The organism is Streptomyces sp. NPDC028298 (genome assembly GCF_055565895.1).
Genome location: NZ_JBVHTL010000005.1, coordinates 171,242 through 196,983, shown reverse-complemented (window position 1 = coordinate 196,983; position 25,742 = coordinate 171,242). Strand labels below are relative to the sequence as shown.

Sequence of the window (25,742 nt, the reverse complement as noted above, 5' to 3'; positions counted from 1 at the left end):
CGGGTGCTGCTGCTCAGCGCCTCGTCTCGTACCTGGTCAGGATCACACCGCCGGGAAACGTCCGCGTCTCCACCAGGTTCAGGTTCACCCAGTTGTCCAGCGCGGAGAAGAACGGTGTGCCGCCGCCCGCCAGGACCGGCGCGGTGGCCAGCACGTACTCGTCGATCAGCCCGGCCCGCAGGGCCGCTCCGGCGAGCGTCGCACCGGCGATGTCCATCGGACCGCCGTCCTCGGTCTTCAGCCGGGTGATCTCGGCGACCGCGTCGCCGGTGACCAGGCGGCTGTTCCAGTCGACCTTGTCGATCGTCGAGGAGAACACCACCTTCGCCATGTCCCGCCAGCGGCGCGCGAACTCGATCTCCGCCGGGGTGGCGTCGGGCTGCTGGTCGGCGGTCGGCCAGTGGGAACTCATCGTCTGCCACAGCTTGCGCCCGTACAGCGACAGGTCCGTCGCCCGCAACTGGTCGGACCAGAACTGGAACAGCTCGTCGCTCGGCACGCTCCAGCCGATGTCGTCGCCGGGCGCGGCGATGTAGCCGTCCAGGGTCACGTTCATGCCGTAGATCAGTTTCCGCATGGCCCAGCCTTCCGTCCGTGGGTGTCCGACGTACAGACCAGCGCGGCGCGGGAAACTCACCGGTGCGTGATCCGGGCTCGCCGGCAGTCCTCGTGCTCGAGGCTCAGCGTGCTGGACTCGGCCGACACGGGCAAGCCGCCCGATCTCGGCCTCGCCCTCGCGAGTGGCGAAACCCCGCCACCGCGCACGGGGGCGGCTTCGGATCAATCCGCTCGACGTCCGGGGCCCGGGCGAGTGGACTGGTGTCATGACGACATCCCACGACGATCTCCTTCCCGGTACGCGCCGGGCCCTGCTGCACCGCATCGCCGTCGCCCAGCGCGAGGGGCGGACGCCGTCCCTCGTCGCCTCGGTGGTGCGGGGTGGGAAGGCGGTGTGGACCGGAGCACGCACGTCGGTGGCCGGTCACGGCCCGGACGAGAACGTGCAGTACCGCATCGGCTCCATCACCAAGACGTTCACCGCCGTTCTGGTGCTCCGGCTGCGCGACGAGGGTCTCCTGGACCTCGGTGACCCCCTGGAGAAGCATCTGCCGGGCACCGGCTCGGGAGAGGTCACCATCTCCCAACTGCTCGCCCACACCGGAGGACTGGCCGCCGAGTCGCCGTCTCCGTGGTGGGAGCGGACTCCGGGCTCACTGCGTCCCGAACTGGCCGACGTGCTGGGCGAACAGCCCTTCCGTCATCCGGTCGGGCGCCGGCACCACTACTCGAATCCCGGTTACACGCTGCTCGGGGCACTGGTCGAGGAGGTGCGCGGCGCACCTTGGGTAGAGGTGCTACGCCGCGAGATTCTCGAACCGCTCGGCCTGCACCGTACGAGCGCTCACCCGCAGGCGCCGCACGCGGGGGGATGGGCGGTCCACCCCTGGGCGGACGCGATGATGCCCGAACCCGCGGAGGACCTGGGGCGGATGGCGCCGGCCGGACAGTTGTGGTCCACCACCGGGGACTTGGCACGCTTCGCCGTCTTTCTCGCGCAGGGTGACGACCGGGTGCTGAGCGCGGAGTCCGTCAGGGAGATGCACGTGCCCGCCGCTCCGCCCGAGACGGCGGAACTGGCGGCGGGGACCTCGTACGGGCTTGGCCTGCAGATCGTGCACCGTGACGGCCGTACCCTCGTCGGGCATTCCGGATCCCTGCCGGGATTCCTCGCCGGTCTGGTGATCGGCGTCGAGGACGACGTGGCGGCGGTGGTGCTTTCCAACTGCACCTCGGGGCCGCCCGTGTTCACCGTCGCCGCCGACCTGGTGCGGATCGTCGCCGAGGCGGAGCCGCGGATCCCCGAGCCCTGGAAGCCGCTGAGCGAAGTGGACGAGAGCGCCTTGGAGTTGGCGGGCCCGTGGTACTGGGGGACTCAGGCCTTCGGACTGCGGCTGCCGGCCGATGGAGGGCTGGTGCTGGGCCCGCTCTCGGGTGTCGGCCGCGGAGCCCGCTTCCGGGCGAACGGCGACGGGACGTGGACGGGGCTCGACGGCTACTACGCGGGCGAGCTTCTGCGGCCCGTACGACGGCCTGACGGCACGGTGAGCCACCTGGACCTCGGGTCCTTCGTGTTCACGCGGCAGCCGTACGACGAGGGCGCTCCGGTGCCCGGTGGAGTGGACCCCGAAGGCTGGAGCGGAGTCCGGTAGGCGCCGGCAGACGCGGGGAGGCCTGTTTCACGTGAAACAGGCTGCCCCGCCTGCGTTCGGACGCCGGCTCTCAGAGCGGGAGCTTGAAACCGACGTGTGAGGCCTCGAAGCCGAGCCGCTCGTAGAAGCGGTGGGCGCCGGTGCGGGAGGCGTCGGAGGTGAGCTGGACCAATTGGCAGTCCTGGCGCCGGGATTCCTCGACCGCCCATTCGATGAGTTCCGTCCCGAGACCGTTGCCGCGCTCGTCGGCCTGGATGCGTACGGCCTCGATGATGGAGCGCGTGGCTCCTCTGCGGGACAGTCCGGGGATCACGGTGAGCTGCAGGGTGCCGACAACGCGGCCGCCGCGGACGGCGACGACCAGGTGTTGGTTGGGGTCGCGGCTCAGGCGGTCCAGGGCGGCCAGGTAGGGGCCCATGTCGTCGGGCGATTCACGTCGGGCACCCAGCGGGTCGTCGGCCAGCATCGCGACGATGGCGGGCACGTCGTCGGCGACCGCGGCTCGTATCTCAAGATCTGCCATGAACGCACCCTATGAGGGCACGCCCACGGAAGGCACGAGAGGGGCGGGTGCGCTCGCCGACTCCACGACCCGGACCAGGGGAGCCAGGTCGGGGTTCCGGGCCGCGTCGTCGAGTGCCTCGCGCAGGGCGGCGTCATTGGTGGGCCGCGCCTCGGCGAGAAGCTCCAGCCCCGCGTCGCTGACGTTCGTGTAGATGCCGCGCCGGTCGGTCGGGCAGAGATAGCGGGCGAGCAGCCCACGGTCCTCGAGGCGGGTGACCAGACGTGTGGTGGCGCTCTGGCTGAGCACGACCGCGTCCGCGACCTGCTTCATCTGGAGATGACCGCCGTCGCCGTCGTGCTGACGGCTGAGGACGTCGAGCAGGGAGTACTCGCGCGCGCTGAGCCCGTGCTTGGCCTGCAGGGCCCGCTCGATGTGGGCCTCGATCCTCCCGTGCAGCAGGGAGAGTGCGCACCATCCCTGGGCGAGGGCGGTGAGCGCGGGGTCCGTGGCTGTCATGGCGTTTCCTCCGTCCCGGAGCGGCTGAAACCCAGGATAGAGCACAGGCGCAATAGCCCGCGGTTGCATATAGCCCGCGTCTGCAACTATTGTGAACGCAGGCAAAGAGCCCATGCAATCTTCTGGAAGGCGTACTCACCATGCCTCTCGCGCTTCTGGCCCTCGCGATCGGGGCCTTCGGAATCGGGACGACCGAGTTCGTGATCATGGGCGTTCTGCCCGAGGTCGCCGGAGACTTCGGGGTCTCCATCCCCACGGCCGGACTGCTGGTCACCGGCTATGCCCTGGGGGTCGTCATCGGTGCGCCGATCATGACCGCGCTCGGCACGAAGGTGTCCCGCAAGCGGATGCTCATGGTGCTGATGGGGCTGTTCGTCCTCGGCAATCTGATCTCCGCGGCGGCTCCGGCCTTCTGGCTGATGTTCGCGGGCCGGGTGGTCGCCTCCCTCGCACACGGTGCCTTCTTCGGCATCGGGTCCGTGGCCGCCGCCGAACTGGTCGCGCCCGAGAAGAAGGCCGGCGCCATCGCGATGATGTTCAGCGGGCTCACGATCGCCAATGTCGTCGGCGTCCCCCTGGGAACGCTGATCGGGCAGTCCGCCGGCTGGCGCGTCACCTTCGCCGGAGTCGCAGCGCTCGGTGTCGTCGGACTCCTGGGCATCGCCCGGCTGGTCCCCGAGATGCCGAAGCCCGAGGGTGTGCGTCTGCGCCACGAGCTGGCGGCCTTCAAGAACGTCCAGGTCCTGCTCGCGATGGCGATGACCGTGCTCGGTTTCGGCGGAGTCTTCGCGGCCGTCACCTACATCGCGCCGATGATGACCCACGTCGCCGGCTTCGCCGACGGATCGGTCACCTGGCTGCTGGTCCTCTTCGGCCTCGGCATGGTCGCCGGGAACCTGATCGGCGGCAGGTTCGCCGACCGCGCGCTGATGCCGATGCTGTACACGTCGCTGGGCGGCCTCGCCGTCGTGCTCGCCCTCTTCACCCTCACCGCGCACAACAAGATCCTGGCGGCCGTCACGATCACCCTCATCGGAGCCCTGGGCTTCGCGACCGTGCCGCCCCTGCAGAAGCGCGTTCTCGACCAGGCGCACGGCGCCCCCACCCTGGCCTCGGCCGTGAACATCGGCGCCTTCAACCTCGGCAACGCCCTCTCGGCCTGGCTCGGTGGTGTCGTCATCGCCGCGGGCCTCGGTTACACCGCCCCCAACTGGGTCGGCGCGGTTCTCGCCGCCGGCGCCCTCGTCCTGGCCGTCGTCTCGGCCGCTCTGGAGCGCCGTACGTCCCGGCCCGGCGTCGTGATCGCCGGAGGCGTTCCCGCCGAACCGCGGACCGCCGTCCACCACTGACCGGAAACGGGCCCGCCGCGGGACCAGGGCCGTTCCCGCGGCGCATCGATCCGGCACGTCCCCGACCGAAACAGAACACCCCCACAAGGAGAACAACCCTGATGAGCACCACCACCGCCGTCACCCCCCTGACCATCGAGGACGCGGAGGTCCTCGTGACCGCCGCCCGACGCGCCGCCGAAGCCGCGGGTGTCCGGGTCAGTGTCACCGTCCTCGACGCGGGCGGCCATCTGCTCGCCTTCCGGCGCGACGACCGGGCTGTGCTGATCTCCGGAGAGACCAGCACGCGCAAGGCCTACACGGCGCTCCAGCTCGACTCGGCCACCGCCGACCTCGTCGACGCGGTGCAGCCCGGTGGCCTCTTCCACACCCTGCCCACCGCGCTCGACCGGCCCCTGCTCTTCATCGCGGGCGGCGTACCGGTCCACCGCGACGGCCGGCTGATCGGCGCGATCGGCGTCGGTGGCGGTATGCCCGAGCAGGACCACGGCTTCGCCGTCGCCGCGCTCGACTCGCTCGTCTGACGCACATCGGACCAAGGCGTCCGTCCGACGGACGACGGACGACGGATGACAGACGACGGCCGACGGATCGGTTGTGCCGGTTTCCCCGTGCCAGGGGGACCGGCACAGCCGTGTGTCCGGAGGGCCGTCGTCGGCCGTCGGATCCCTAGCCGGCGGCCACGGTCAGCGGCGCGAAGCGGCGGGTCCAGTCGCCGGGCAGTCCCGGGATCCGGTGCATCATCACCGCGTTGAAGCCGACGGAGGCCAGCCCGCGTTCCTTCAGCCAGCTCAGCAGGTCCTCGTGGCGTGTGTCGATATCAGTGCGCAGCGGACGGTCGGTGTGCGCGGCGAGCGAGGAGACGAGGGCCTTGGCCGTCTCCGTGTCCCGGGCGATCAGAGGGCCTACGACCTGCGTGGCCATGTTGGGCCAGGCGGCCGCGTAGCCGATGATCCGGCCGTTCTCCTCCGCCACGCGCAGTTGGTCCGCGAAGGCGGGCAGCCGCGTGATCATGTGGGTGCGATCGGTGCCGAAAACCTCTTCGTCGAGACGTAGGACGGAGGCGAGATCCTCCGCCGTGGCCGGGCGGGTGAAGACATCGGAAGGGGAGTCGTCGGAGGTGAAGACACCACGGACCATCTCCGCCCGGCCGGTGACCTTGAAACCCAGCTCCTCGTAGAGCGGGCGCCCGTTCTCGGTGGCGTGCAGGGTCAGCGGGGTCGTGCCCGTCTCCTCGATCACGTGTCGCATCAGACGGCGTCCGACACCTTGGCGTGCGTGCCGTCCGGCGACGAGGACCATGCCGATCGCGGCCAGTTCCGGACGCTCACGTGGTCCGTATTCCGTCACCACACATGCGGTGACGAGACCGCCGGCGGGGTCGTCGATGCCGTATCCGGTTCCCGCGGCGAGCAGCAGACCCCACTTGTGTTCCTCACGGGGCCAGCCCCGGTCCTCGGACAAGTCGGCACAGGCGACGAGGTCGCGGGGTGTCAGACGGCGAATGGGCAGAGCGGTGAGGGAAGGAATCGACACGTAGATCAGGCTGTCCGAGATCGGCCCCTGCCGTCCACCGCTTTCCCTGCACTCCCACCGGCTTTTGGCCATACGGCGCCGACGGCGGTGAGCGGCGGCGGGTTTCACGTGAAACCCCGGTCCCTGAAGTCCGGTCGGCCCATTAGCCTCCACGGACATGGCGAGACTTCACCTCTTCGACCTCGACGGAACGCTGCTCCACGGAAGCACCGCGCCCTTGGAGATCTCCCGGCAACTCGGTCTGGAAGCCGAGACCATCGCGCTCGAGAAGGCCATCTCCGAGGGGCGCATAGGCCCGCCGGAGTATGCGGCCCACGTGCATGCTCTGTGGACGGATCTCACCGAGGCGCATGTGACGGCGGCCTTCGACGGTGCCCCCTGGATGTCGGGGATCGAAGACGTCTGGAGGGAGATCCGGCGAAACGGCGACTACTGCGCCGTCGTCTCGCTGTCGCCCTCCTTCTTCGTGGAGCGCCTGCTGATGTGGGGAGCCCATGCGGCTCACGGCTCGCGTTTTCCCGCGGTGCCGTTCGCCGAGCCGTTGGACCCGGCGGGTGTGCTCAACGCCGCGGCAAAGGTACGGATCGCGGATCTGCTGTGTGCGGAGTTCGGGGTGAGCCGGGCCGACTGCGTCGCCTATGGCGACTCGGGCTCGGACAAGGAGCTCTTCGGCGTGGTGCCGGTGTCCGTCGCGGTCAACGCGGACCGGCATCTGAGCGGCATCGCCACGCATTCCTACGTGGGGCGGGACCTGGGCGCCGCCTATCGGCTGGTACACCGCGCCGGGTGACCGGGGGCGGCCGGAACGGCGTCGGATTCTCTCCGGTTCAGCCCAGGTCGGGCGCGTGCATGGCGCGTACGCCTTCGATGTTCCCGTCGAGATAGTGCCTCAGAGACAGGGGCACAAGGTGGACGGAGGCGATGCCTACCCGGGTGAACGGGACACGGACGATCTCGTATTCGCCGCAGGGCTCGTCCACCTCGGGACCGTGCCGCAGGGACGGATCCATGGACTCGAGCCGGCAGACGAAGAAGTGCTGGACCTTCACACCGGTCGCGCCGCCGTCGTCGCCGATGTGCTCGACCGTGTCGACGAAGCAGGGAACCACATCGACGATCTTGGCGCCGAGTTCTTCGTGCACCTCGCGGTGCAGGGCCTCGACGACAGTCGTGTCCTCCGGCTCGACCCCGCCGCCCGGTGTGAGCCAGTAGGGATCGATGCCGGGCTTGGTGCGCTTGATCAAGATCAGGTCGTCGCCGTCGAGCAGGACGGCACGTGCGGTGCGCTTGACCACGGGTCGGACGGTCATGGGAGAAATGTGGCCCGGTTGGTTCCACGTGAAACATCGTGGGGCCGCGATTCCGCGTGAAAGCCCCGAAGAATCTCTGGAGTCCCGGAGTCCCGGAGTCCCGGAGTCCCGGAGTCCCGGAGCTCGGGTGTCGGGGGCAGGGGCGCGACCTCCCGCCCAGACCCGCGTCAGCTCCAGTCGACGGCCGCCCGCAGCAGCCATTGGTGCGCTCGCGCGATGTGCGGCATGGCCAGCGTTCCGGTCCGCACGACCAGGAAGTACGTACGCAGCGGGGGCACCGCGGGGTCGAGGAGCGCCACGACGTCTCCGCGCTCGATGGCCTCGGAGCACAGGTACTTGGGCAGGACGGCCAGGCCCGCGCCCGCGGAGGCGCAGGCGAGGACCGCCCGGAGGTCCGGGACGATCACCGTGCCGGAGGCCGCGGGGCGGCAATCGAAGACCGAGGCCCAGTAGCGGGCGACGAGCGGCAGCGTCTCGTGGACCTCGACGATCGGGAAGTCCTCCAGAGCGTGGGCGCCCTTGCGGCGGAGCTTGCCCAGGCCGATCTCGGCGGCCCAGCGCGGAGCGGCGACCAGGACGTGCTCCTCGTCGCAGAGCGGAGTCGCGGTGAGAAGCGCACCCCGTGGCTGGGCCGTCGTCATGGCCAGATCATGATGTCCGGCGGCGAGCCCCTCCATCGTCTCCTCCGCGTTGCCGAAGGAGGCGCGCAGCGCGAAGCCCTGGCCGTCGTCGCCGGTCAGTTCCATGAGAGCGGGCAAGGCCCGTTCCGCGGTGAACTCGGGTGGTCCGGCGAGATGCAGCGTGCGAAGGGACGAGTCCTCGTCGAGACCGGTCTCGGTGATCTCCACGAGGGCGTCGAGATGGGGCGCCGCCTTGTGGGCGAGTTCGTCGCCGATGGTCGTGGGGGTCACCCCCCGCGCCTGGCGCAGGAAGAGCGGCCGCCCCAACTGGCGCTCCAGCGTGCGTATCTGTGAGGTGACGGCCGGCTGGGACAGGCCGAGCAGCGCGGCGGCACGAGTGAAGGAACCGGCCCGGTGCACGGTCACGAACGTGCGCAGCAAGGCCAAGTCCATGGTGCCTCTCCCCTTTCAGCACCCCGCGCGGGCCCCAACTATAAATAAGTCGATAGGTCTCTGTCGCTACTGTGATTGGACACTGACACAGAGTCAACTAGCCTTGTTCGCGCGGTTCTTCGCGCGCGGAACCGGGACGGTCCGAGCCACGAGGGGGGAGGCTCGGACCGTCCGTTGTGCGTAGTGGCGGTACTGATCCCGTGGTGACGGGCGCCCTACTCCGCGGAGGCGTCGAGGGCCCTCAGGATGTCCGTCACCAGGTCCTCGGGATCCTCGGCTCCGGCGGAGAAGCGGATGAAGCCTTCCGGGACGGCGTCGCCGCCCCACCGCCCGCGCCGCTCGGCCGTGGACCGCACCCCGCCGAAGCTGGTGGCGTCGTCCACCAGGCGCAGCGAGCCGAGGAAGCGCTCCGCGTGCTCGCGCGAGGGCAGCGTGAAGGACACCACGCATCCGAAGCGGCGCATCTGCTGCGAGGCGATCTTGTACGAGGGGTCGTCGGGCAGTCCCGGGTACCGCAGCCCCGTGACCTCGGGACGCTCCCGCAGGACTTCGGCGATCGTCTTCGCGGTGGCGGTCTGCCGGTCGGCCCTGAGCTGGAGCGTCGCGAGCGACCGGTGGGCGAGCCAGGCCTCCATGGGCCCGGGGATGGCTCCGACGACCTTGCGCCAGCGCCGTACGGGAGCCATCAGCTCGGCGTTCCCGCCGGTGACGTACCCGAGGAGGATGTCGCCGTGCCCGGTGAGCATCTTGGTCCCGCTGGCGACGGAGAAGTCGGCGCCCAGTTCCAGCGGGCGCTGTCCGAGCGGGGTGGCCAGAGTGTTGTCCACGGCGACGAGCGTGCCCTGCGCGTGCGCGGCGGCCACGAGGCGGCGCAGATCGCAGACGTCGAGTCCCGGGTTGGACGGTGTCTCGATCCACAGCAGCTTCGCGCCGTCCAGCACCTCGAGCTGGGCGTCGCCGGCGGTGGGGGCGGTGCGCACCTCGACGCCGAACGCGGTCAGCTGCTCGCGCACCAGCGGCAGCACCTGATAGCCGTCGTCGGGCAGGACGACGACGTCACCCGAGCGCAGATGGGAGAAGAGCACCGCGGAGATGGCGGCCATGCCGGAGGGGAAGGAGAGCGTCTCGGCGGACTCCCGCCCGGGAGCCTCCAGCTCGCCGATGGCCCGCTCCAGAAGTGTCCAGGTCGGGTTCTCGTCGCGGCCGTAGGTGTAGGGGCCGGTGGGCTCACCGGGCAGATGGAAGTGCGCGGCGAAGACCGGGCCGGGAAGCGTCGGCTCGTACTTGACGGGTTCGGGCAGCCCGGCACGCACCGCCCGTGTGCCGTCGCCCGGGACCGCCGACCGCGTCTGCGCGCGCTCTCCCGCGGGGCCGGTGCCCTCGTCGTCCGCCGTGCCGAAATCCCCTGACGTCATGCCGCTCGTCCCTCCGCTTGCTCTCGTACCGCGGCGAGCAGCCCAGGGCTCGCCGCCTCCACCATCTCAAGACATTCCTCGAAGCCGTCCATCTGTCCGTAGTACGGATCGGGGACGTCCAGGTCGTCGCCGGCGGCGGGGTCGTACGAGCGCAGCAGCCGGACCTTGGCGGCGTCCTCGGCGCTGTTCGCGAGGCGGCGCAGGGCCCTGAGGTGGCCGGTGTCGAGGGCGATGACGAGGTCGAGACGGGAGAACCACGAGGCCTGGAACCGCCGGGCCGCGTGGTCGCTCTCGTAGCCGCTCGCCTCCAGCACGGCGACGGTGCGCTCGTCGGCTCCGTCGCCCTCGTGCCAGCCGTCCGTGCCCGCGCTGTCGACCTCGACGAGTTCGTCGAGTCCGGCTCGCGCCACGTGGGCACGGAAGACGGATTCGGCCATCGGCGAGCGGCAGATGTTGCCGGTGCAGACGAAGCAGACGCGGTAGGTCATCGGACTCTCTCAGTCGTGTCAGTCGCCGTCGGGCAGCACGACATTGAGCGCCCAGGAGACGACGGAGATGATCAGGCCGCCGAGGACGGCGGTCCAGAAGCCCTCCACGTGGAAACTCAGATCGAGTTTGTCGGCGAGCCACGAGGTGAGCAGCAGCATCAAGGCGTTCACCACGAGGGTGATCAGGCCGAGGGTGAGGATGAACAGCGGGAAGGTCAGGACCTTCACGACCGGCTTGACCAGGAAGTTCACCAGTCCGAAGACCAGTGCGACGAGGATGAGCGTGCCTATCTTCTTGCCCGTGCTGTCACCCGTCAGGGTGATCTTGTCGAGCAGCCAGACGGCGACGGCCAGGGCCCCCGCGTTGGCGAGCGTCTTGACTACGAAATTCTTCATGTGTCTGATCGTGGCAGAGAGATCGACTGGCCAGAAGAGGCTGTGGAAACAGCCTGCGACGCACAAGAGCGGACGAGGGCGATGAAGGCATTCCGGCTGGATGAACTGGAGGCGGAACGCGCCGCCAACGACGGTGCCTACCTGCAGTTCCTGCGGGAGCGGAACATGTCGGTCGGGCTGTACGCGCTCGACGCGGGAGCCTTCGATCCGCAGAAGCCGCACGCCCAGGACGAGGTGTACTTCGTCGTCAGCGGGCGGGCCTCGGTCTCGGTCGGCCTGGAGACCACTCAGGTGGCCCGGGGCAGCGTCGTCTACGTGCCCGCCGGCGTCGCCCACAAGTTCCACCACATCACCGAGGACCTGCGGGTCCTCGTGGTGTTCTCTCCGCCCGAGAGCTGAGCCGGCCTCTCAGGGTTCCCTAGGGGAACGGTCAGGGGAGGACAAGGGATGCGGGGCCACCGTACGGCCCTCCCGCGGCCTAGCATCGGATGCGAGACGACCGGAGAACCCGGAATCAGTGTCCCGGAGTCGGGGCCACGGGCGAGGAGAGGTAAGGACAGGGCGATGCAGGAGATCTTCAGCGGTATGCCGTGGTGGGTGAAGTGGGTCGCGGTGCCGGTCATCGCCCTCGTGGTGTTCGGCGGTCTGATAGCGAGCGTCGTCGGGTTCGTCATCGGCCTGCTCTTCAAGCTGCTCGTCTTCGTCGCGCTCGTCGGCGGGCTCATCTTCGTGGTGCGGAAGTTCATGTCGGGCTCCTCCTCGCGCAGCGACTGGTGAGGCGCGCGGGGGCGAGCGACAGGTAACGGAGAAAGGGGAAAGGGAACCCAAGGTTCCCTCGGCAGGGGGAAGTTTTCCGCTGAGGCCCTGTTTGAGCGGTGACGGGCCGTTAGAGTCCGGAACTCGACGCGGGGCCGACCCCGCGGGCAGCGCACAGCCCCCTCCCGTGACTCCCCGCACGGGCGGTCCTCCTCGCTCTTCGGAGTGCCCCTTGGCCACGGTTGACACCGCACCCGCACCATCCGTCGCTCCACCCTTCCGGCGACCGGGTACGCCCGCGGCGGCACGCGTTCCGCCCGTCCAGCCGCGTGCCTCGCCGGGGGAGCCGCCCCCCTCGCACACCCCGCCCGCCCGGCAGGCGGCGTCCCGGCCCCCGGAGGCCGGGGAACCCGCCCGGCGCGCCCGCACCCCGTCGGCGGAGCCGGAAGCAGCGCCCCTGGACTCCCACACCACCACGTTGATCGGCTCGGTCCAGCGCGCGATGCGTCTGCTGGAGGCCGTCGCCTCCCGTGAGCAGGGCGCCCCCGCCAAACAGCTCGCCCGAGAGGCCGGACTGGCGCTGCCGACCGCCTACCACCTGCTGCGCACCCTGGTCCACGAGGGCTATCTGCGGCGCGACAGGGGCCTCTTCTTCCTCGGCGAGGCCGCCGAGCGGCTCGGCAGCAGCGGAGCCCGGCAGAAACGTCGCAGCACGGTCGGGGACACCGTCGCGCACTGGCGCGACGTGATCGGCGCACCCGTGTACTACGCGGTCTACCGCGAGGGTGAGATCGAGGTCCTGTGCGTCGCCGACACTCCGGCGAACCCCGCCGTCGAGCAGTGGGCCGACTTCCGCGAGACCGGGTACGCCCACGCGGTCGGCCAGTGCCTGCTGGCCCAGTTGGACGACAAGTCCCGGCGTGACCACCTCGACCGCTACCCGGTGCGGGCGCTCACCCCGTACACGGTGCGTGACGAGGACCGTCTGCTGCGCCGGCTGGAGCGCACGGGCCGGATGGAACCGGTGATCGAGCGGCAGGAGTACGCGCTGGGCACGGTCTGCGCCGCGATCCCCGTCACCGCGGGCAGTTCGGCCGCCGCCGTGGCCTTCTCCCTCCCGTCCCACCAGGGCGACCGGCTGATCCCCACGGCACGGAAGCTCCAGAGCGAGGTGGGCCGCCTGCTAGGAACACTCGCCATCTCTATCAGTATCTGAAAACTCACTCCTTGTAATTAGGCATGCACGTTGAGCAAGATTTCCAGCAGGGTCAGGTGGGTCGACTGCTGGCCAGTCGACAGCAAACGACGGGGTAGGCGATGCGCGAGTCGGTGCAGGCAGAGGTCATGATGAGCTTCCTCGTGTCCGAGGAGCTGTCCTTCCGCATTCCTGTCGAACTGCGATACGAGACCTGTGATCCGTACGCCGTGCGGTTGACCTTCCACTTGCCCGGCGACGCGCCGGTGACCTGGGCGTTCGGACGGGAACTGCTCATCGACGGCGTGGGCAGGCCCTGTGGTGACGGCGACGTGCACATCGCTCCGGCCGACCCGGAGGCCCTCGGAGAGGTGCTGATCCGGCTTCAGGTCGGCGGTGATCACGCGCTGTTCCGGTCCGGGACGGCGCCGCTCGTCGCGTTCCTCGACCGGACGGACCGCCTTGTCCCGCTCGGGCAGGAACGCTCTCTCGAGGGTTTCGACACCTCCCTCGACGCGGTGCTCGACCGCATCCTCACGGAGGAGCAGAGCGCGGGCTGAGACCCCCGTCGGCCCGGAGCGGAGGAACGCTTCCTCACAAGGGCCGCCGGTGCAGGATGGTTTCAGCGCTTCCGTGTGACGGGTCAGTGCTTGCGGCGGCGCCCCTTGCCGCTCCGTGCCGGGGTCCTGTCGGCCGCGGGCTGCGCGGGGACGGACGCGCCGCCCTCGCGGTCCGCAGCGACCACCAGGGCGGCCAGTGCGGTCGTCACCGGCACCGCGGCGACCAGACCGATCGATCCGACGAGCGTCCGCACGATCTCCTCGGCGACCAGCTCGCTGTTGGCGACGGTGTCCACGCTGCTCTGCGCGATCGAGAAGAGCAGCAGCAGTGGCAGCGCGGCGCCCGCGTAGGCCAGGACGAGCGTGTTGACGACCGACGCGATGTGGTCGCGGCCGATACGGATACCCGCCCGGTACAGAGCGCGCCGGCCCATCGTGGGGTTCGCCTCGTGCAGTTCCCAGACCGCGGACGTCTGCGTCACCGTCACGTCGTCCAGGACGCCGAGCGAACCGATGATGACGCCGGCCAGCAGCAGGCCGCTCATGTCGATGGACGGGTACAGGCCGTGGATCAGACCGGTGCTGTCGTCGGTGTTGCCCGTCAGCACGGCCCAGTCGATGAAGAACGAGCCGAGGAAACCGATCAGCACCAGGGAGAGCAGGGTGCCGACCACCGCCACGGACGTCCGGGCCGACAGACCGTGGCACATGTAGAGCGCGATCAGCATGATCGCGCTGGATCCGACGACGGCCACGAGCAGCGGGTTCGAGCCCTGCAGGATCGCGGGCAGGATGAAGAAGTTCAGGATCACGAAGCTGATGGCCAGCGCGACCAGCGCCATGACGCCGCGCATCCTGCCGATCACCACGACGACCACCGCGAAGATGATGGCGAGCAGCGTCAGCGGCAGCTTCCGGTTGGCGTCCGTGACGGAGTACTGGAGGTCCTTGGGCGCGGACGGCTCGTACGCGACGACGACCTTCTCGCCTTGGTGCAACTGCCGTGACTGGTCCGGCTGGACGATCTCGGTGAACGTGCGGCCCTTGTCCTTCCCGGTGTCGATCCGGACGGTCGCCTTCTTGCATTCCCCCGCGGCCCGGCCCTGAGCCGGGGAGCCCCCGGTGGCGGAGGCGTCGCCCGTCGAGGCCCCCGAGGAGGCGTTCACGGACTTGCAGTCCACCTGGTCGATCTTCGTGACCGTCGCCTGCTGGGTCTGCCGGTCGAAGCCGACCCCGGTGCGCTCGTGGGCCGGGGCGCCGCCGGGCCACAGGAGCACGAGACCCGCCACGACCGCCGCCGCGAAGGGGATCAGCACCGCGGCGATGACCTTGCGCAGATGCTTGGAGACCGGGGCCGCGGGACCGTGGCTGTGGGAATGCCCGTGCCCGGCGCCCACCGGCCGGCCGTGCCCGCGGCCGGAACCCGGCTCGTGGCCGTCGCCCGAACCGTGATGATCGCCGTCCGGCCCATGCCCGTGCCCCTGCTCGTGCTGGTGCTCGGGGCCGGTGCCGGAGCCATGTCCGTGGCCGCCGTCGGAGCCGGGACGGCGCGGTGGCTCGGACGGGGAGAACGGGTGCTGGCGGGTCGTCGTCACCGCCCGATCATCGCAAGAACGTCAAGGGCCCTCTGTTCACCGCGCCAAATATGACGCTAGCGTGGAGGCACCTTTGCACACGCGGGAGCTCGGAGCACCGGGCTGAGAGGACGCTGACCTCCGTCTTCGCGATGTTTCACATGAAACATCGGCGATCGGAAGCCGCTGCGTCGACCGCTGAACCTGTTACCGGGTAATGCCGGCGTAGGGAGTAGGTCAGATGACCGACAAGGATGTACGCACGCCTGCCTCCGGACAGACGGACGGGGTTTCCCCGTCGTCTCCGGACGGCCAGGACAGGCAGTCCATCGGCTGGCACAAGGCGTACGTCGGGGGCACGCGCCCCGATCTGCGGGTGCCGGTCCGCCAAGTGCACCTCACCAACGGGCAGTCCGTGACGCTGTACGACACGTCCGGCCCGTATACCGATCCGACCGTCGACACCGATGTGCGCAGGGGACTGGCGCCGCTGCGTGAGAGCTGGATCATCGCCCGCGGAGACACCGAGGAGTACGCGGGCCGTCCCGTCCGTCCCGAGGACGACGGGATCAAGCACACGTCCCCGCGCGGAGGGCTGCGCAACCTCGACGCGGTCTTCCCCGGCCGACCACGTCAGCCACGCCGGGGGCGCCCTGGCCGGCCGGTCACCCAGCTCGCCTACGCGCGACGTGGGGAGATCACGCCCGAGATGGAGTTCGTGGCGCTTCGCGAGAACGTCGACCCCGAGGTCGTACGGGAGGAGATCGCCGCGGGCCGCGCGGTGCTGCCCGTGAACGTGAACCATCCGGAGATCGAGCCGATGATCATCGGCAAGCGGTTCCTGGTGAAGGTCAACGCCAACATCGGCAACTCCGCGGTGACGTCCTCCATCGAGGAGGAGGTGGAGAAGATGACCTGGGCGACCCGCTGGGGCGCCGACACGGTCATGGACCTGTCCACCGGTCGCAACATCCACACCACCCGTGAATGGGTGCTGCGCAACTCCCCCGTCCCCATCGGCACCGTGCCGCTCTATCAGGCGCTGGAGAAGGTCGACGGCCGGGCCGAGGAGCTGACCTGGGAGATCTACAAGGACACCGTCGTCGAACAGGCCGAGCAGGGCGTGGACTACATGACGGTCCACGCGGGCGTGCGCCTGGCGTACGTACCGCTCACCGCGAACCGCAAGACCGGCATCGTCTCGCGCGGCGGCTCGATCATGGCCGCCTGGTGCCTCGCGCACCACAAGGAGTCGTTCCTGTACGAGAACTTCGAGGAGCTCTGCGAGATCCTCGCCGCGTACGACGTCACCTACTCGCTCGGTGACGGGCTGCGGCCGGGTTCCATCGCGGACGCCAACGACGCGGCGCAGTTCGCCGAGTTGAGGACGCTCGGGGAACTCAACGCGGTCGCGAAGCGTTTTCAGGTTCAGACGATGATCGAGGGCCCGGGACATGTCCCGATGCACAAGATCAAGGAGAACATCGACCTTCAGCAGGAGATCTGTGATGAAGCTCCGTTCTATACCCTCGGCCCGCTGACGACGGACGTCGCGCCGGCGTACGACCACATCACTTCCGGCATCGGTGCCGCGATGATCGCCTGGTGGGGCACGGCCATGCTCTGCTACGTCACGCCCAAGGAGCACTTGGGCCTGCCCGATCGTGACGACGTCAAGACCGGCGTCATCACCTACAAGATCGCCGCCCACGCAGCCGACCTCGCCAAGGGGCACCCAGGTGCGCAGGAATGGGATGACGCGCTCTCCGACGCCCGCTTCGAGTTCCGGTGGGAGGACCAGTTCAACCTGGCTCTCGACCCGGACACGGCGCGGGAGTTCCACGACCAGACCCTGCCGGCCGAGCCCGCCAAGACGGCCCACTTCTGCTCCATGTGCGGGCCGAAGTTCTGCTCGATGAAGATCAGCCAGGACATCAACGAGCGGTTCGGCGCCGACGCGGCCGGCGGTGCCTCCGCCGCGGAGATCTCCGAGGGCATGCTCCAGAAGTCCCGGGAGTTCGCGGAGGCCGGCAACCGCGTGTACCTGCCGCTGGCCGACTGAGTCACCCCACGGGGGCGCGGTCCGGGGAGCACACCCGGACCGCGGTCCCCTGCCCGGTCACGGCGTGACGTCCTGCGGGTACCAGCGCAGTTCGACGGTGTTGCCGTCCGGGTCGCGGACGTAGACCGAGGTCGCGGTGCCGCGTGCGCCGAAGCGTTCCACGGGCCCTTCGAGCACGGTGAAGGATCCCGACGCGAGGACCTGGTCCCAGTCCAGCGGTTCCACGGTGAGACAGATGTGGTCGACGTTGGACCCCTCGGGGGCATGGGCGATCAGGTCGATGATGGTCTCCGCGGTGATCCTCACCGACGGGAACGGGGCCTGTCCGAGACGCCATTCGGCGACGCGTACGGGTTCCAGGCTGAGAAGTCCGGTGTAGAAGTCCAGGGACCGTTCGATGTCCTCGACCTTGAGGACGAGGTGGTCGAAGGCCTTCACGCGCAGGGTGGTCATGTCGTCTCCAGGGCGACGGCGTGGCGAAGCCACGCGCTGAACAGGTCGGGGTCGATCTCGTCGGCACGGCCGAGCTTCACCGAGGCCATCCGGCGGGCTCCGGCGACCAGCCGGCCCGAGGGGTCGGTCAGGTCCTGGCCGCGCCACAGGCCGAAGGTGACGTAGGACGTGTGGGCCTTGAGCAGGCAGACCGGTGTCCGGCCCGGCTTGTCCCCGAGGCTCCAGGTGGGATGGCCGTGCCACAGTGCCCCGGAGCCGTCGGGGAGGACCGAGTCGATGAGGCGCCCGGCCCTCTCGCCGATGTCGCGCAGTGGGCCGTCGAGCCCGTTCAGATAGGCGGTGATGTCCGCGGACGTCATGGGGTCCCCGTTCGGAAAGGGTGTGATGGGTGTGGTGGACGCGGTGGGCGGAGCCGGGTGCGGAGGCGCCGTGCGTGCCGCCTGCCGGGGGATTGATCGGCTCCCTCCCGCCGCCGGGTGGACGCCTTCTACGATCCGCCGTGGGACGGACGCCATCAAGGCATGATCGCTGTACGACCGTTGAGCCAGATTTAACGCTGGGGGGTTCATGCTGGAACGGCTGGAGATCGAGACCTTTCTGACGCTGGCCGAGGAACTGCACTTCGGCCGGACGGCCGAGCGGCTGCTGATCACGACCGGGCGGGTCAGCCAGGTGATCAAGACGCTGGAGCGCAGGGTCGGCGGCCTGCTGTTCGAACGCACCAGCCGTTCCGTCCGGCTCACCCCGATCGGCCGGCAGCTCGCGGACGACCTGGCGCCCCTGGTCGCCGGGATCGACGCCGCTGTGCGAAGGGCGGCCGACGCGAGCCGGGGGATCACCGGGGAACTGCGGGTCGCCTTCCTCGGCGAGTGGACGGCACCCGCGCTTCTCAGAGCGGTCGCCCTGTTCGGTGAGCGTCACCCGGACTGCCGGGTCGACGTGCGGGAGGTCCAGCTCTCCAACTCCCGTGCGAGTCTCGTGGACGGTTCGATCGACGTGCTGCTCGCCTCGTTCCCCTTCGACGGGATGGCCTGCGGACCCGCCCTGCTGCGGGAGGACCGGGTCCTGGCGGTCGCGGCCGGTCATCCGCTGGCCGGTGAGGAGCGGCTGTCCCTGGAGGTGCTCGCGGACCACCCCGTGGTGCAGTACCCCGCGGTGACCTCGGCGGGGTTCAAGCGGGACCGCACACCGGACCACACCCCTTCGGGCAGACCCGTTCCGAAGGGCCCGGTCGGCGGATCGTTCTCCGAGATGCTGACCCTGGTCGCGATGGGCCGGGGCGTCCTCCCGGTCGGGGAGCACTCGCGGCAGTACTACCCCCGGCCCGACATCGCCTACGTACCCCTTCACGACGCCCGGCCGATCGAGCGGGGACTCGTGTGGAGGGAGAGCAACACCACCGAACGCCTGCGTGAGTTCGTCCGGGCCGCCTCGGACGCGGCCGGTTCCTCCCCCGCGGCCGGCTCCTCCCACGCGCGGGCGTATCGGTCGGATCCACCGACGGCTTCTCCAGGGAGACTGGGCGCATGACACCGACATCGATGAGCAAGGGTGCCAACCTTCCCGTTGCCGCGCAGGCGGTGCGGGTCGTACTCGGCTGGTCCGGAGGTCCCGGCGCGCCGGACGCCGATGCCTCGGCCCTGCTGCTGCGCGCGGACGGGAAGGTGCGCGACGACGGTGACTTCGTCTTCTACAACCAGCCCCGGCATGCCTCCGGCGCCGTGCGCCACTCGGGCAAGCGGCGGGAGGGCGACGGGACGGCGGACACCGTCGAGGTGGATCTGCGTGCCCTGGAGCCGGAGATCGAGCGGGTGGTCCTGGGGGCCTCGGCCGACGGGGGCACCTTCGGCGAACTGTCGGGTCTGAGGCTGAAGCTGTTCGACGCCGGGTCCGGGGAGGAGCTGGCGTTCTTCGACATGGAGGCGACGACGGAGACGGCCTTCATCGGAGGCGAGCTGTATCTGCGGGGCGGCCGGTGGAAGTTCCGCGCGGTGGGCCAGGGGTACGCCTCCGGACTCGCGGGCCTGGCCACGGACTTCGGGATCAGCGTGGACGAGGAGCCGGGTGCTCCCGGGAGCGCGGACCCGAGGAGCGCGGCCCCCGGAACGGCCTCACCGGCATCGAGCATCCCGTCGGCGACGACCCTGCCGCCGGTCCCGGCGCCCCCGAGCACTCCCGTCCCCCCGCCGCCTCCGTCGGCCCCCGCGTTCCCGCCGGCCCCCGCGCCCCCGACCGCTCCGGTCCCGTCGGCACCCCCCGTGCCCCAGGCACCCCCGGCTCCCGGCTCGGCCGCTGCTCCCGGCTCGGCTCCTCGTCTCGTCAAGGGAGAGGAGCGGCTGCCCGTGGACATGCGCAAGCGGCTCTCCCTGCGCAAGGAGCAGGTGGCGGTCAGTCTGCGCAAGCACGGGGCCGTGGGGATCAGGGCCCGCGTCATCCTGGTCCTGGACGCTTCCGGTTCCATGTCGTTCCTGTACTCCAAGGGCGTCGTGGCCGATGTCGTGGAGCGGATGGCCGCGGTGGCGGCCCAGTTGGACGACGACGGGGAGATGCAGGCCTGGACCTTCGCGTCGAACCCCGCCCGGCTGCCCGACCTCGCCCTGGGCGATCTGCCGGAGTGGCTCGAGCACCATGTCCGGGTCGGTGAACTGACCCTGTTCCGGCGGAAGAAGCCGAAGAGGGGCCTGCTGCCGGGCCAGGTGGACATGCGGGCGGTGGGCATCCAGAACGAGGAGCAGAAGGTGATCGCCGAGGTCCGGGCGTTCGTCCGCGCGAACCCGGCCGCCGATCCCACGCTGGTGCTCTTCTTCTCCGACGGCGGTGTCTACCGCAACAAGGAGATCGAGACGGAACTGCGGGAGGCGGTGGACGAGCCCGTCTTCTGGCAGTTCGTCGGGCTGGGGCGCTCCAACTACGGCGTTCTGGAGCGCTTCGACACCCTGCCGGGGCGGCGCGTCGACAACGTGGGCTTCTTCGCGGTCGACGACATCAGCCACGTACCGGATCCGGAGCTCTACGACCGGTTGCTGTCCGAGTTCCCGTCGTGGATGAAGGAGGCGCGTCGGCTGGGCATCGTCTGAGACGGCCCGAGGACGGCGCGGGAGGACCGCGGGACGCCGTCGGCACGCCCCGGGCCAGCCGTGTGAGGGCCCCGCCCGCACCCGGCGGCCGGAAACGGCCGTACCGGCAAGGGCCGAACCGGCAACGGCCGTACCGGCATGGGTGTACGGGCCCGCGCACATGCGCGGGCCCTCCCGCCTCGGACCCGGCCGTCGGCCGGCCGGGTCACTCGGGCTGGTGTTCAGGCCCTCCGAAGTCCGGGCTGGTGAAGTCCGGGCTGGAGAAGCTCGGGCGCGGGCCCGCCGCGGGTCCGCCGTCGGGGCTGCTGAACCCCGGCCGGCCGTACCCGAGGTGCGGTATGCGGCTCGGGGCCGCCGGTGCGGGGCGGCCCAGTGCCGCCGAGCCCGGGTCCGCGAGGGCTTCCCGGAGGAACGGCATGATGCCGCGCTCCAGCAGCGCGTCGTGCCAGGCCTCCTTGGCCCGGGCGACCTGTCCGGTCAGCTCGTCACCCGCTCCCGCCTGGAGGGAGGACGAGCTGTTGCGCAGGGCGGTCAGCAGCAGTCCGGCGGCGGCGACCAGAATGGCGGCCGCCGTGACCGCGCCGAAGACCCATCCGGTGGTCAGAAGGGTCCTGGCGATGGTCGGCTCGGGATCGAGCATCCTCAGGACATAGCCCACGAGCAGGAATATGGCCGCGGCCGTCCCGGCGAGGACGGGGGCGAGCACCGCGACGACGGCGACCGCTCCCGCGCCGGCGGTCTCGGTGACCTCCCCCACGGTGGCGGCGAGGCCCATCGCGGTCGTGCCCGGCTCCGTGGAGCCGGCTTCCTCGCTCACGACCGGGGCGGACCGCACCGGCCGGCGCAGTTCGCTGCGGACCTTCACATAGTGGGCGTACTCGTCCGACGCGGCCGTGGTGATGAGGGCCGTGGCGTTGAGGGCCATGGTGCGCAGTTGTTCGAGGTTGAGCCGCTGGCCGACAGCGGCGAGTTCCGGGCGGTGTGGGGCGGAGCGCAGCGCCTCATCGAGGATCCGCTCGTATTCCTGGCGGTCCTCGCTCAGCAGGTGCTGCGGAACGCTGTTCATCTGCATCCCCCGATGCTCCGTAGGGCTGGTGGCTCGCACGCTGACGAGCCGTCGGGCAGAAACGGAGGGGAGCCTGCTACGGATAAGCCGATGGTAGAGCGGCGACGGCACGCCGTGACAGGGGGTTTCCAGAAATTGGCCCCTGTCCGGAGTGGTCCGTCGGCCGGACGCCTGTCCGGTGAACGCTCAGATGTCCAGCGGAAGTTGTTGGACCAGCAGCTTTCCGGCCATGGTCACTCCGCCGTCCATCGCGATGGCCAGACCGTCGGCGTAGACGTGCGGTCCTTCGATGACGGGACCCGCTCCGGCCTCGCCGTCCTCCGGGCCCACCTCGCCCAGGAGGTAGGGGATGGGGCTGTGGCCGTGGACGACGCGGTTGCCGCCGTACGCCCCGAGCAGTTCGCGGACCGCCTCGGCGCCCTCGTCGCGGAAGGCGAAGCGCCGGGTGAACTTGCGGAACAGGTCCCAGCAGTCCTCGGCGTCGTTGCGGGTGAGGGTTTCGCGGACGGTGTCGTTGACCGCTTCGATGGAGTCGCCGTAGTCGAGGTAGGCGGTGGTGTCGGAGTGCACCAGGAGGTGTCCGTCGACCAGTTCCATGGCGTCGAGGCGGGCCATCCACTGCAGGTGGTGGTCCTGGAGTCGGTCCATGTCGGTCTTCTGGCCGCCGTTGAGGAGCCAGGCGGCCTGGAAGGTGGCGGTGCCGGCGCCGGAGCTGACCGGGGTGTCGCCGAACCGCTTGGCACCGAGGAGCAGCAGCTCGTGGTTGCCCATGAGCGCCTTGCAGTAGCCGCCGGCGGCGGCGGCCTCGGCGGACAGCCGCATCACGAGGTCGATCACGCCGATGCCGTCCGGGCCGCGGTCGGTGAAGTCGCCGAGGAACCACAGGCGCGAGGTGCCGGCCGACCAGTTTCCGGCTGCGTCGACGAGGCCCTTGGCCTGGAGCGCGGCGAGGAGCTGGTCGAGGTAGCCGTGCACGTCCCCGACCACGTACAGCGGGCCGGGTCCGGCGCCGGGTGCCGGGGCGGGTGCGCCGGAGGGATCGACGGCGACCTGCTGGGTGTCGCCGCGGTTGATGACCGGCAGATCGCGCTGCGTGGGCGTGTACCCCTCGGAGAACTCTCCCGGGAACTCCGCCGGAGCCTCCCCCGACGCGTACGGGGCGGACTCTCCCGCCGCGTACCGCGCAGTCATGGGTCCGGCGCTCTCGCCGTGAGGCGTGTTCTGCGCATACGGACCGGTCTCGTGGACGTACCCGGGCACCCGGAAGTCGCGCAACGTCGCCGTCCGCACCACCTCGGGTCCCTGACCGGCCCCCTGAGTCATCGACCCCTCCACCACCATCGCGCCGCATCTGCACCGGTTCGGACTGCCTGGTCGCAGCGGCCCGCGGTGTCGTCCGCCCATCATAGGAATGCGGATCGCGCCATGTGATGACCCAGGGGTGGTGAATCGGAACAGGAGCCCAGTTCACCGCGGTTTTCGCCCGAATTGGGCGGGGCTCGCCCCGCCCGATTCGGATCGTTCCTCAGCCCTGCTCGGGTGATCGGGGCGGACTGACGGTCGTCCGGGGCGACCGCCGCTGCGACGAGGTCCGCACGATCAGCTCCGTGGGTATCACCTGCTCGACCGGTTGGTCCGATTCGACCCCTTCGATGGCGTCGATCAGCAACTGGACGACCGCCGTGCCGATTCTGCGCGGTTTGAGGGACAGCGTCGTGACGGGCGGCTCGGTGCTGGCGTAGACGTTCGACTCGCTGCAGCACACCAGAAGCAGGTCGTCGGGTACGCGCAGACCGTAGCGGCGGGCGGCCGCCAGCAGGTCGGTGCCGTTCGGGTCGAAGAGGCCGTAGACGGCGTCCGGCCGGTCGGGCCGGGCGAGGAGCCGGTCGGCGGCCACCGCTCCGGCGCACGGATCGTGCGCCGGATACGCCTCGTACACCGGATCCTGGCCCACGCGCTCGCACCAGCGCAGGTACGCGGTGGTGGAGAGGCGGGTGTACGTGTCCGTGGTGGTGCCGGTGAGGAGGCCGATGCGGCGGGCGCCGGCGTCGGCCAGGTGGTCGAGGATGCCGAGGACGGCGGCCTCGTGGTCGTTGTCCACCCAGGCGGTGACCGGGAGCGATCCCACGGGCCGCCCGTCGGAGACGACGGGCAGCCCCTGGCGGACCAGCTCGCTGACGACCGGATCCTGGTCGGACGGGTCGATGACCACGGTTCCGTCCAGGGCGACGTTCGACCACACGTCGTGGCGGGACGTCGCCGGGAGGATGACCAGGGCGTATCCCCGGGCGAGCGCGGCCGAGGTGGCGGCTCTGGCCATCTCGGCGAAGTACGCGAACTCGGTGAAGGTGAAAGGTTCATCCCCGTACGTGGTGACGGTCAGGCCGATCAGGCCCGACTTGCCGGTACGGAGGGTTCGGGCCGCGGCCGAGGGGCGATACCCCAGCCGGTCGGCGACTTCGCGGACATGGCGTCGGGTGGCGTCCGGGAGCCGTCCCTTGCCGTTGAGGGCGTCGGACACGGTTGTGATGGAGACCCCTGCTGCCGCGGCCACGTCTCTGATACCCGCCCGGCCCGGCCGACCGCCTCGGCGGGAGGTCTCCGCCCGGCTCACCTGGTGCTTCCCTGCTGCTGTCATGGCGAGCCGATAGTAGGGCTCATGCGGTGGGGTAGTGCGGACGCATATGCACGCGTTGACAGGCACGTTTCTGCATGATCGAAATGCGCTAACTCCCTGCGAAGCGAAGGTAGTTGAACAATCCCATCCCGATACGTGACTTGTCGGCGCGTGCGAGCCTGCCAAGCGGGCCATGTTTCGAAGAGGTCTCAACTCACCTGTACGAGGGATGCGCGCCACGGCGCGAGCCACCGGCGCATGTGGTAGCAGTCGACGCGCCCCCTTTTCGTACGACTTCGTACGAGGAAGACCTCCCGGCGGGCGTCCGCGACGGCCCGGGCCGGTGTCGCCGGCGTCCGCGGACGATCACCCGGCGGGCACGTGGCGGTGTCGGGTTGTCCACAGGCCATTCGCAGCGGAGCGGAATCCTCATAAGGTGAGAAGCATTGGTAGCCGGTGGTGGTCATGAGCCGCTGGTGGTCACGAGGAGGACTGCGGTGAGCGACACGAACCCCAAGCTGCGTGCCGAGCTGGCGGGTATCCCCACCTACAAGCCCGGGAAGCCGGCCGCCGCCGGTGGCGCCGTGGCGTACAAGCTGTCCTCCAACGAGAACCCGTATCCGCCGCTTCCGGGTGTGGTGGAGAGCCTGACCGCGGCGGCCGGTTCGTTCAACCGCTACCCGGACATGGCATGCACGGGTCTGATGAACGAGCTGGCGGACCGTTTCGGCGTGCCCGTCTCGCACCTGGCGACGGGCACTGGCTCGGTCGGTGTGGCGCAGCAGCTCCTGCAGTCCACGAGCGGCCCCGGTGACGAGGTCATCTACGCCTGGCGCTCCTTCGAGGCGTACCCGATCATCACGCAGATCAGCGGGGCGACCTCGGTGCGGGTGCCGCTGACCCCGGGCGAGGTGCACGACCTGGACGCGATGGCCGACGCCATCACCGACCGGACGCGGCTGATTTTCGTCTGCAACCCGAACAACCCGACCGGCACGGTGGTCCGCCGGGCCGAGCTGGAGCGGTTCCTGGACCGGGTGCCGAGCGATGTGCTGGTCGTCCTGGACGAGGCGTACCGCGAGTTCATCCGTGACGTCGAGGTGCCGGACGGTGTGGAGATCTACCGTGACCGGCCCAACGTCTGTGTGCTGCGCACGTTCTCCAAGGCGTACGGACTGGCCGGACTCCGGGTCGGTTTCGCGATCGCTCACGAGCCGGTGGCGGCCGCGCTGCGCAAGACGGCGGTGCCGTTCGGTGTGAGCCAGCTCGCCCAGGACGCCGCGGTGGCGAGCCTGCGGGCCGAGGACGAGCTGATCGGCCGGGTCGGCTCGCTGGTCTCCGAGCGCACCCGGGTGGTCGACGCTCTGCGCGGTCAGGGCTGGACGGTGCCCGAGACGCAGGCCAACTTCGTGTGGCTGCGGCTGGGGGAGCGCACCCTCGACTTCGCCGCCCACTGCGAGCAGGCCGGGGTCGTCGTGCGTCCCTTCGCGGGCGAGGGCGTCCGCATCACGATCGGTGAGACCGAGGCGAACGACATCTTCCTGAAGGCGACCGAGAGCTTCCACAAGGAGCTGTAGTCGCCCG

27 protein-coding genes are annotated in these 25,742 nt (G+C 70.1%); 12 read left to right on the top strand and 15 right to left on the bottom strand.

Annotated elements, in window-relative coordinates; translation table 11 throughout:
• Positions 1–13: 13 nt before the first annotated feature.
• Complete coding sequence (locus ACZ4TO_RS23580) at positions 14–577, bottom strand: dihydrofolate reductase family protein (protein ID WP_385042863.1); 564 nt, start codon at positions 575–577, stop codon at positions 14–16.
• Positions 578–824: 247 nt separating this feature from the next.
• On the opposite strand from ACZ4TO_RS23580, the gene ACZ4TO_RS23575 reads away from it, so the two are divergent.
• Positions 825–2,210, top strand: a complete 1,386-nt coding sequence (locus ACZ4TO_RS23575; RefSeq protein ID WP_468025140.1) for a serine hydrolase domain-containing protein — start codon at positions 825–827, stop codon at positions 2,208–2,210.
• Between the two features lie 70 nt (positions 2,211–2,280).
• Here the strand turns inward: ACZ4TO_RS23575 and ACZ4TO_RS23570 are convergent, their stop codons facing one another.
• Both ACZ4TO_RS23570 and ACZ4TO_RS23565 read right to left on the bottom strand, forming a co-directional pair.
• Positions 2,281–2,733: a GNAT family N-acetyltransferase gene (locus ACZ4TO_RS23570; RefSeq protein ID WP_382783232.1), complete on the bottom strand. Its 453-nt coding sequence runs from the start codon at positions 2,731–2,733 to the stop codon at positions 2,281–2,283.
• A 9-nt stretch (positions 2,734–2,742) separates the two neighbouring features.
• A complete protein-coding gene (locus tag ACZ4TO_RS23565; protein ID WP_382783229.1) occupies positions 2,743–3,231 on the bottom strand; it encodes a MarR family winged helix-turn-helix transcriptional regulator in 489 nt (162 codons plus the stop codon).
• A 140-nt stretch (positions 3,232–3,371) separates the two neighbouring features.
• Between ACZ4TO_RS23565 and ACZ4TO_RS23560 the strand changes: the two genes are divergently transcribed.
• Complete coding sequence (locus ACZ4TO_RS23560) at positions 3,372–4,580, top strand: MFS transporter (protein ID WP_468025139.1); 1,209 nt, start codon at positions 3,372–3,374, stop codon at positions 4,578–4,580.
• 101 nt (positions 4,581–4,681) lie between these two features.
• Positions 4,682–5,104, top strand: a complete 423-nt coding sequence (locus ACZ4TO_RS23555; protein WP_382783224.1) for a GlcG/HbpS family heme-binding protein — start codon at positions 4,682–4,684, stop codon at positions 5,102–5,104.
• Positions 5,105–5,249: 145 nt separating this feature from the next.
• Here ACZ4TO_RS23555 and ACZ4TO_RS23550 read toward each other — a convergent pair whose 3' ends face one another.
• Positions 5,250–6,116: a GNAT family N-acetyltransferase gene (locus tag ACZ4TO_RS23550; protein WP_468025138.1), complete on the bottom strand. Its 867-nt coding sequence runs from the start codon at positions 6,114–6,116 to the stop codon at positions 5,250–5,252.
• 157 nt (positions 6,117–6,273) lie between these two features.
• On the opposite strand from ACZ4TO_RS23550, the gene ACZ4TO_RS23545 reads away from it, so the two are divergent.
• Positions 6,274–6,906 carry an HAD family hydrolase gene (locus ACZ4TO_RS23545; RefSeq protein ID WP_468025137.1) on the top strand — a complete coding sequence of 211 codons (633 nt, stop codon included), beginning with the start codon at positions 6,274–6,276 and terminating at the stop codon, positions 6,904–6,906.
• 37 nt (positions 6,907–6,943) lie between these two features.
• Here ACZ4TO_RS23545 and ACZ4TO_RS23540 read toward each other — a convergent pair whose 3' ends face one another.
• From ACZ4TO_RS23540 to ACZ4TO_RS23520, 5 genes are all read right to left on the bottom strand, one after another.
• Positions 6,944–7,426: an NUDIX domain-containing protein gene (locus tag ACZ4TO_RS23540; RefSeq protein WP_382783217.1), complete on the bottom strand. Its 483-nt coding sequence runs from the start codon at positions 7,424–7,426 to the stop codon at positions 6,944–6,946.
• Between the two features lie 167 nt (positions 7,427–7,593).
• A complete protein-coding gene (locus ACZ4TO_RS23535) occupies positions 7,594–8,499 on the bottom strand; it encodes a LysR family transcriptional regulator (protein WP_468025136.1) in 906 nt (301 codons plus the stop codon).
• Between the two features lie 215 nt (positions 8,500–8,714).
• Positions 8,715–9,914 carry a cystathionine gamma-lyase gene (locus tag ACZ4TO_RS23530; RefSeq protein ID WP_468025135.1) on the bottom strand — a complete coding sequence of 400 codons (1,200 nt, stop codon included), beginning with the start codon at positions 9,912–9,914 and terminating at the stop codon, positions 8,715–8,717.
• A complete protein-coding gene (locus ACZ4TO_RS23525; protein ID WP_468025134.1) occupies positions 9,911–10,402 on the bottom strand; it encodes a low molecular weight protein-tyrosine-phosphatase in 492 nt (163 codons plus the stop codon). The genes ACZ4TO_RS23530 and ACZ4TO_RS23525 overlap by 4 nt, the downstream gene beginning before the upstream one ends.
• A gap of 18 nt (positions 10,403–10,420) precedes the next feature.
• Positions 10,421–10,798: a phage holin family protein gene (locus ACZ4TO_RS23520; RefSeq protein ID WP_382783206.1), complete on the bottom strand. Its 378-nt coding sequence runs from the start codon at positions 10,796–10,798 to the stop codon at positions 10,421–10,423.
• Positions 10,799–10,879: 81 nt separating this feature from the next.
• On the opposite strand from ACZ4TO_RS23520, the gene ACZ4TO_RS23515 reads away from it, so the two are divergent.
• The 4 genes from ACZ4TO_RS23515 to ACZ4TO_RS23500 all read left to right on the top strand — a co-directional run bounded on the left by ACZ4TO_RS23515 (position 10,880) and on the right by ACZ4TO_RS23500 (position 13,309).
• Positions 10,880–11,197: a cupin domain-containing protein gene (locus ACZ4TO_RS23515; RefSeq protein WP_382783204.1), complete on the top strand. Its 318-nt coding sequence runs from the start codon at positions 10,880–10,882 to the stop codon at positions 11,195–11,197.
• Between the two features lie 165 nt (positions 11,198–11,362).
• Complete coding sequence (locus tag ACZ4TO_RS23510; protein WP_382783201.1) at positions 11,363–11,575, top strand: DUF5326 family protein; 213 nt, start codon at positions 11,363–11,365, stop codon at positions 11,573–11,575.
• A gap of 457 nt (positions 11,576–12,032) precedes the next feature.
• A complete protein-coding gene (locus ACZ4TO_RS23505; RefSeq protein WP_468025308.1) occupies positions 12,033–12,770 on the top strand; it encodes an IclR family transcriptional regulator in 738 nt (245 codons plus the stop codon).
• Positions 12,771–12,871: 101 nt separating this feature from the next.
• Positions 12,872–13,309 carry an SsgA family sporulation/cell division regulator gene (locus tag ACZ4TO_RS23500; protein ID WP_361682900.1) on the top strand — a complete coding sequence of 146 codons (438 nt, stop codon included), beginning with the start codon at positions 12,872–12,874 and terminating at the stop codon, positions 13,307–13,309.
• Positions 13,310–13,392: 83 nt separating this feature from the next.
• Here ACZ4TO_RS23500 and ACZ4TO_RS23495 read toward each other — a convergent pair whose 3' ends face one another.
• Entirely contained in the window at positions 13,393–14,904 is a 1,512-nt protein-coding gene (locus tag ACZ4TO_RS23495; protein ID WP_468025133.1) for a YibE/F family protein, read from the bottom strand.
• Between the two features lie 220 nt (positions 14,905–15,124).
• Between ACZ4TO_RS23495 and thiC the strand changes: the two genes are divergently transcribed.
• Positions 15,125–16,945 (top strand): phosphomethylpyrimidine synthase ThiC, encoded by a 1,821-nt coding sequence (thiC, locus tag ACZ4TO_RS23490; protein ID WP_468025132.1) that lies wholly within the window; start codon positions 15,125–15,127, stop codon positions 16,943–16,945.
• Between the two features lie 57 nt (positions 16,946–17,002).
• Here thiC and ACZ4TO_RS23485 read toward each other — a convergent pair whose 3' ends face one another.
• Entirely contained in the window at positions 17,003–17,398 is a 396-nt protein-coding gene (locus tag ACZ4TO_RS23485) for a VOC family protein (protein ID WP_468025131.1), read from the bottom strand.
• The gene (locus ACZ4TO_RS23480; RefSeq protein ID WP_382783185.1) at positions 17,395–17,757 is read right to left on the bottom strand and encodes a DUF1801 domain-containing protein; all 363 of its coding nucleotides are present in this window, start codon (positions 17,755–17,757) and stop codon (positions 17,395–17,397) included. Before ACZ4TO_RS23480 ends, ACZ4TO_RS23485 begins: the two co-directional genes overlap by 4 nt.
• Positions 17,758–17,965: 208 nt before the next feature.
• Here ACZ4TO_RS23480 and ACZ4TO_RS23475 point away from each other — a divergent pair, with 208 nt between their 5' ends.
• A complete protein-coding gene (locus ACZ4TO_RS23475; RefSeq protein WP_468025130.1) occupies positions 17,966–18,928 on the top strand; it encodes a LysR family transcriptional regulator in 963 nt (320 codons plus the stop codon).
• The gene (locus tag ACZ4TO_RS23470; RefSeq protein ID WP_468025129.1) at positions 18,925–20,475 is read left to right on the top strand and encodes a VWA domain-containing protein; all 1,551 of its coding nucleotides are present in this window, start codon (positions 18,925–18,927) and stop codon (positions 20,473–20,475) included. The genes ACZ4TO_RS23475 and ACZ4TO_RS23470 overlap by 4 nt, the downstream gene beginning before the upstream one ends.
• A gap of 205 nt (positions 20,476–20,680) precedes the next feature.
• Here the strand turns inward: ACZ4TO_RS23470 and ACZ4TO_RS23465 are convergent, their stop codons facing one another.
• The 3 genes from ACZ4TO_RS23465 to ACZ4TO_RS23455 all read right to left on the bottom strand — a co-directional run bounded on the left by ACZ4TO_RS23465 (position 20,681) and on the right by ACZ4TO_RS23455 (position 24,179).
• A complete protein-coding gene (locus tag ACZ4TO_RS23465; RefSeq protein ID WP_468025128.1) occupies positions 20,681–21,547 on the bottom strand; it encodes a hypothetical protein in 867 nt (288 codons plus the stop codon).
• 180 nt (positions 21,548–21,727) lie between these two features.
• Positions 21,728–22,864, bottom strand: coding sequence for a metallophosphoesterase (locus tag ACZ4TO_RS23460; RefSeq protein WP_382783171.1), 1,137 nt, complete (start codon positions 22,862–22,864; stop codon positions 21,728–21,730).
• Between the two features lie 202 nt (positions 22,865–23,066).
• Positions 23,067–24,179: a LacI family DNA-binding transcriptional regulator gene (locus tag ACZ4TO_RS23455; protein ID WP_382783169.1), complete on the bottom strand. Its 1,113-nt coding sequence runs from the start codon at positions 24,177–24,179 to the stop codon at positions 23,067–23,069.
• Positions 24,180–24,655: 476 nt separating this feature from the next.
• Between ACZ4TO_RS23455 and hisC the strand changes: the two genes are divergently transcribed.
• Positions 24,656–25,735, top strand: a complete 1,080-nt coding sequence (gene hisC, locus ACZ4TO_RS23450; protein WP_385042896.1) for a histidinol-phosphate transaminase — start codon at positions 24,656–24,658, stop codon at positions 25,733–25,735.
• Positions 25,736–25,742 lie beyond the last annotated feature (7 nt).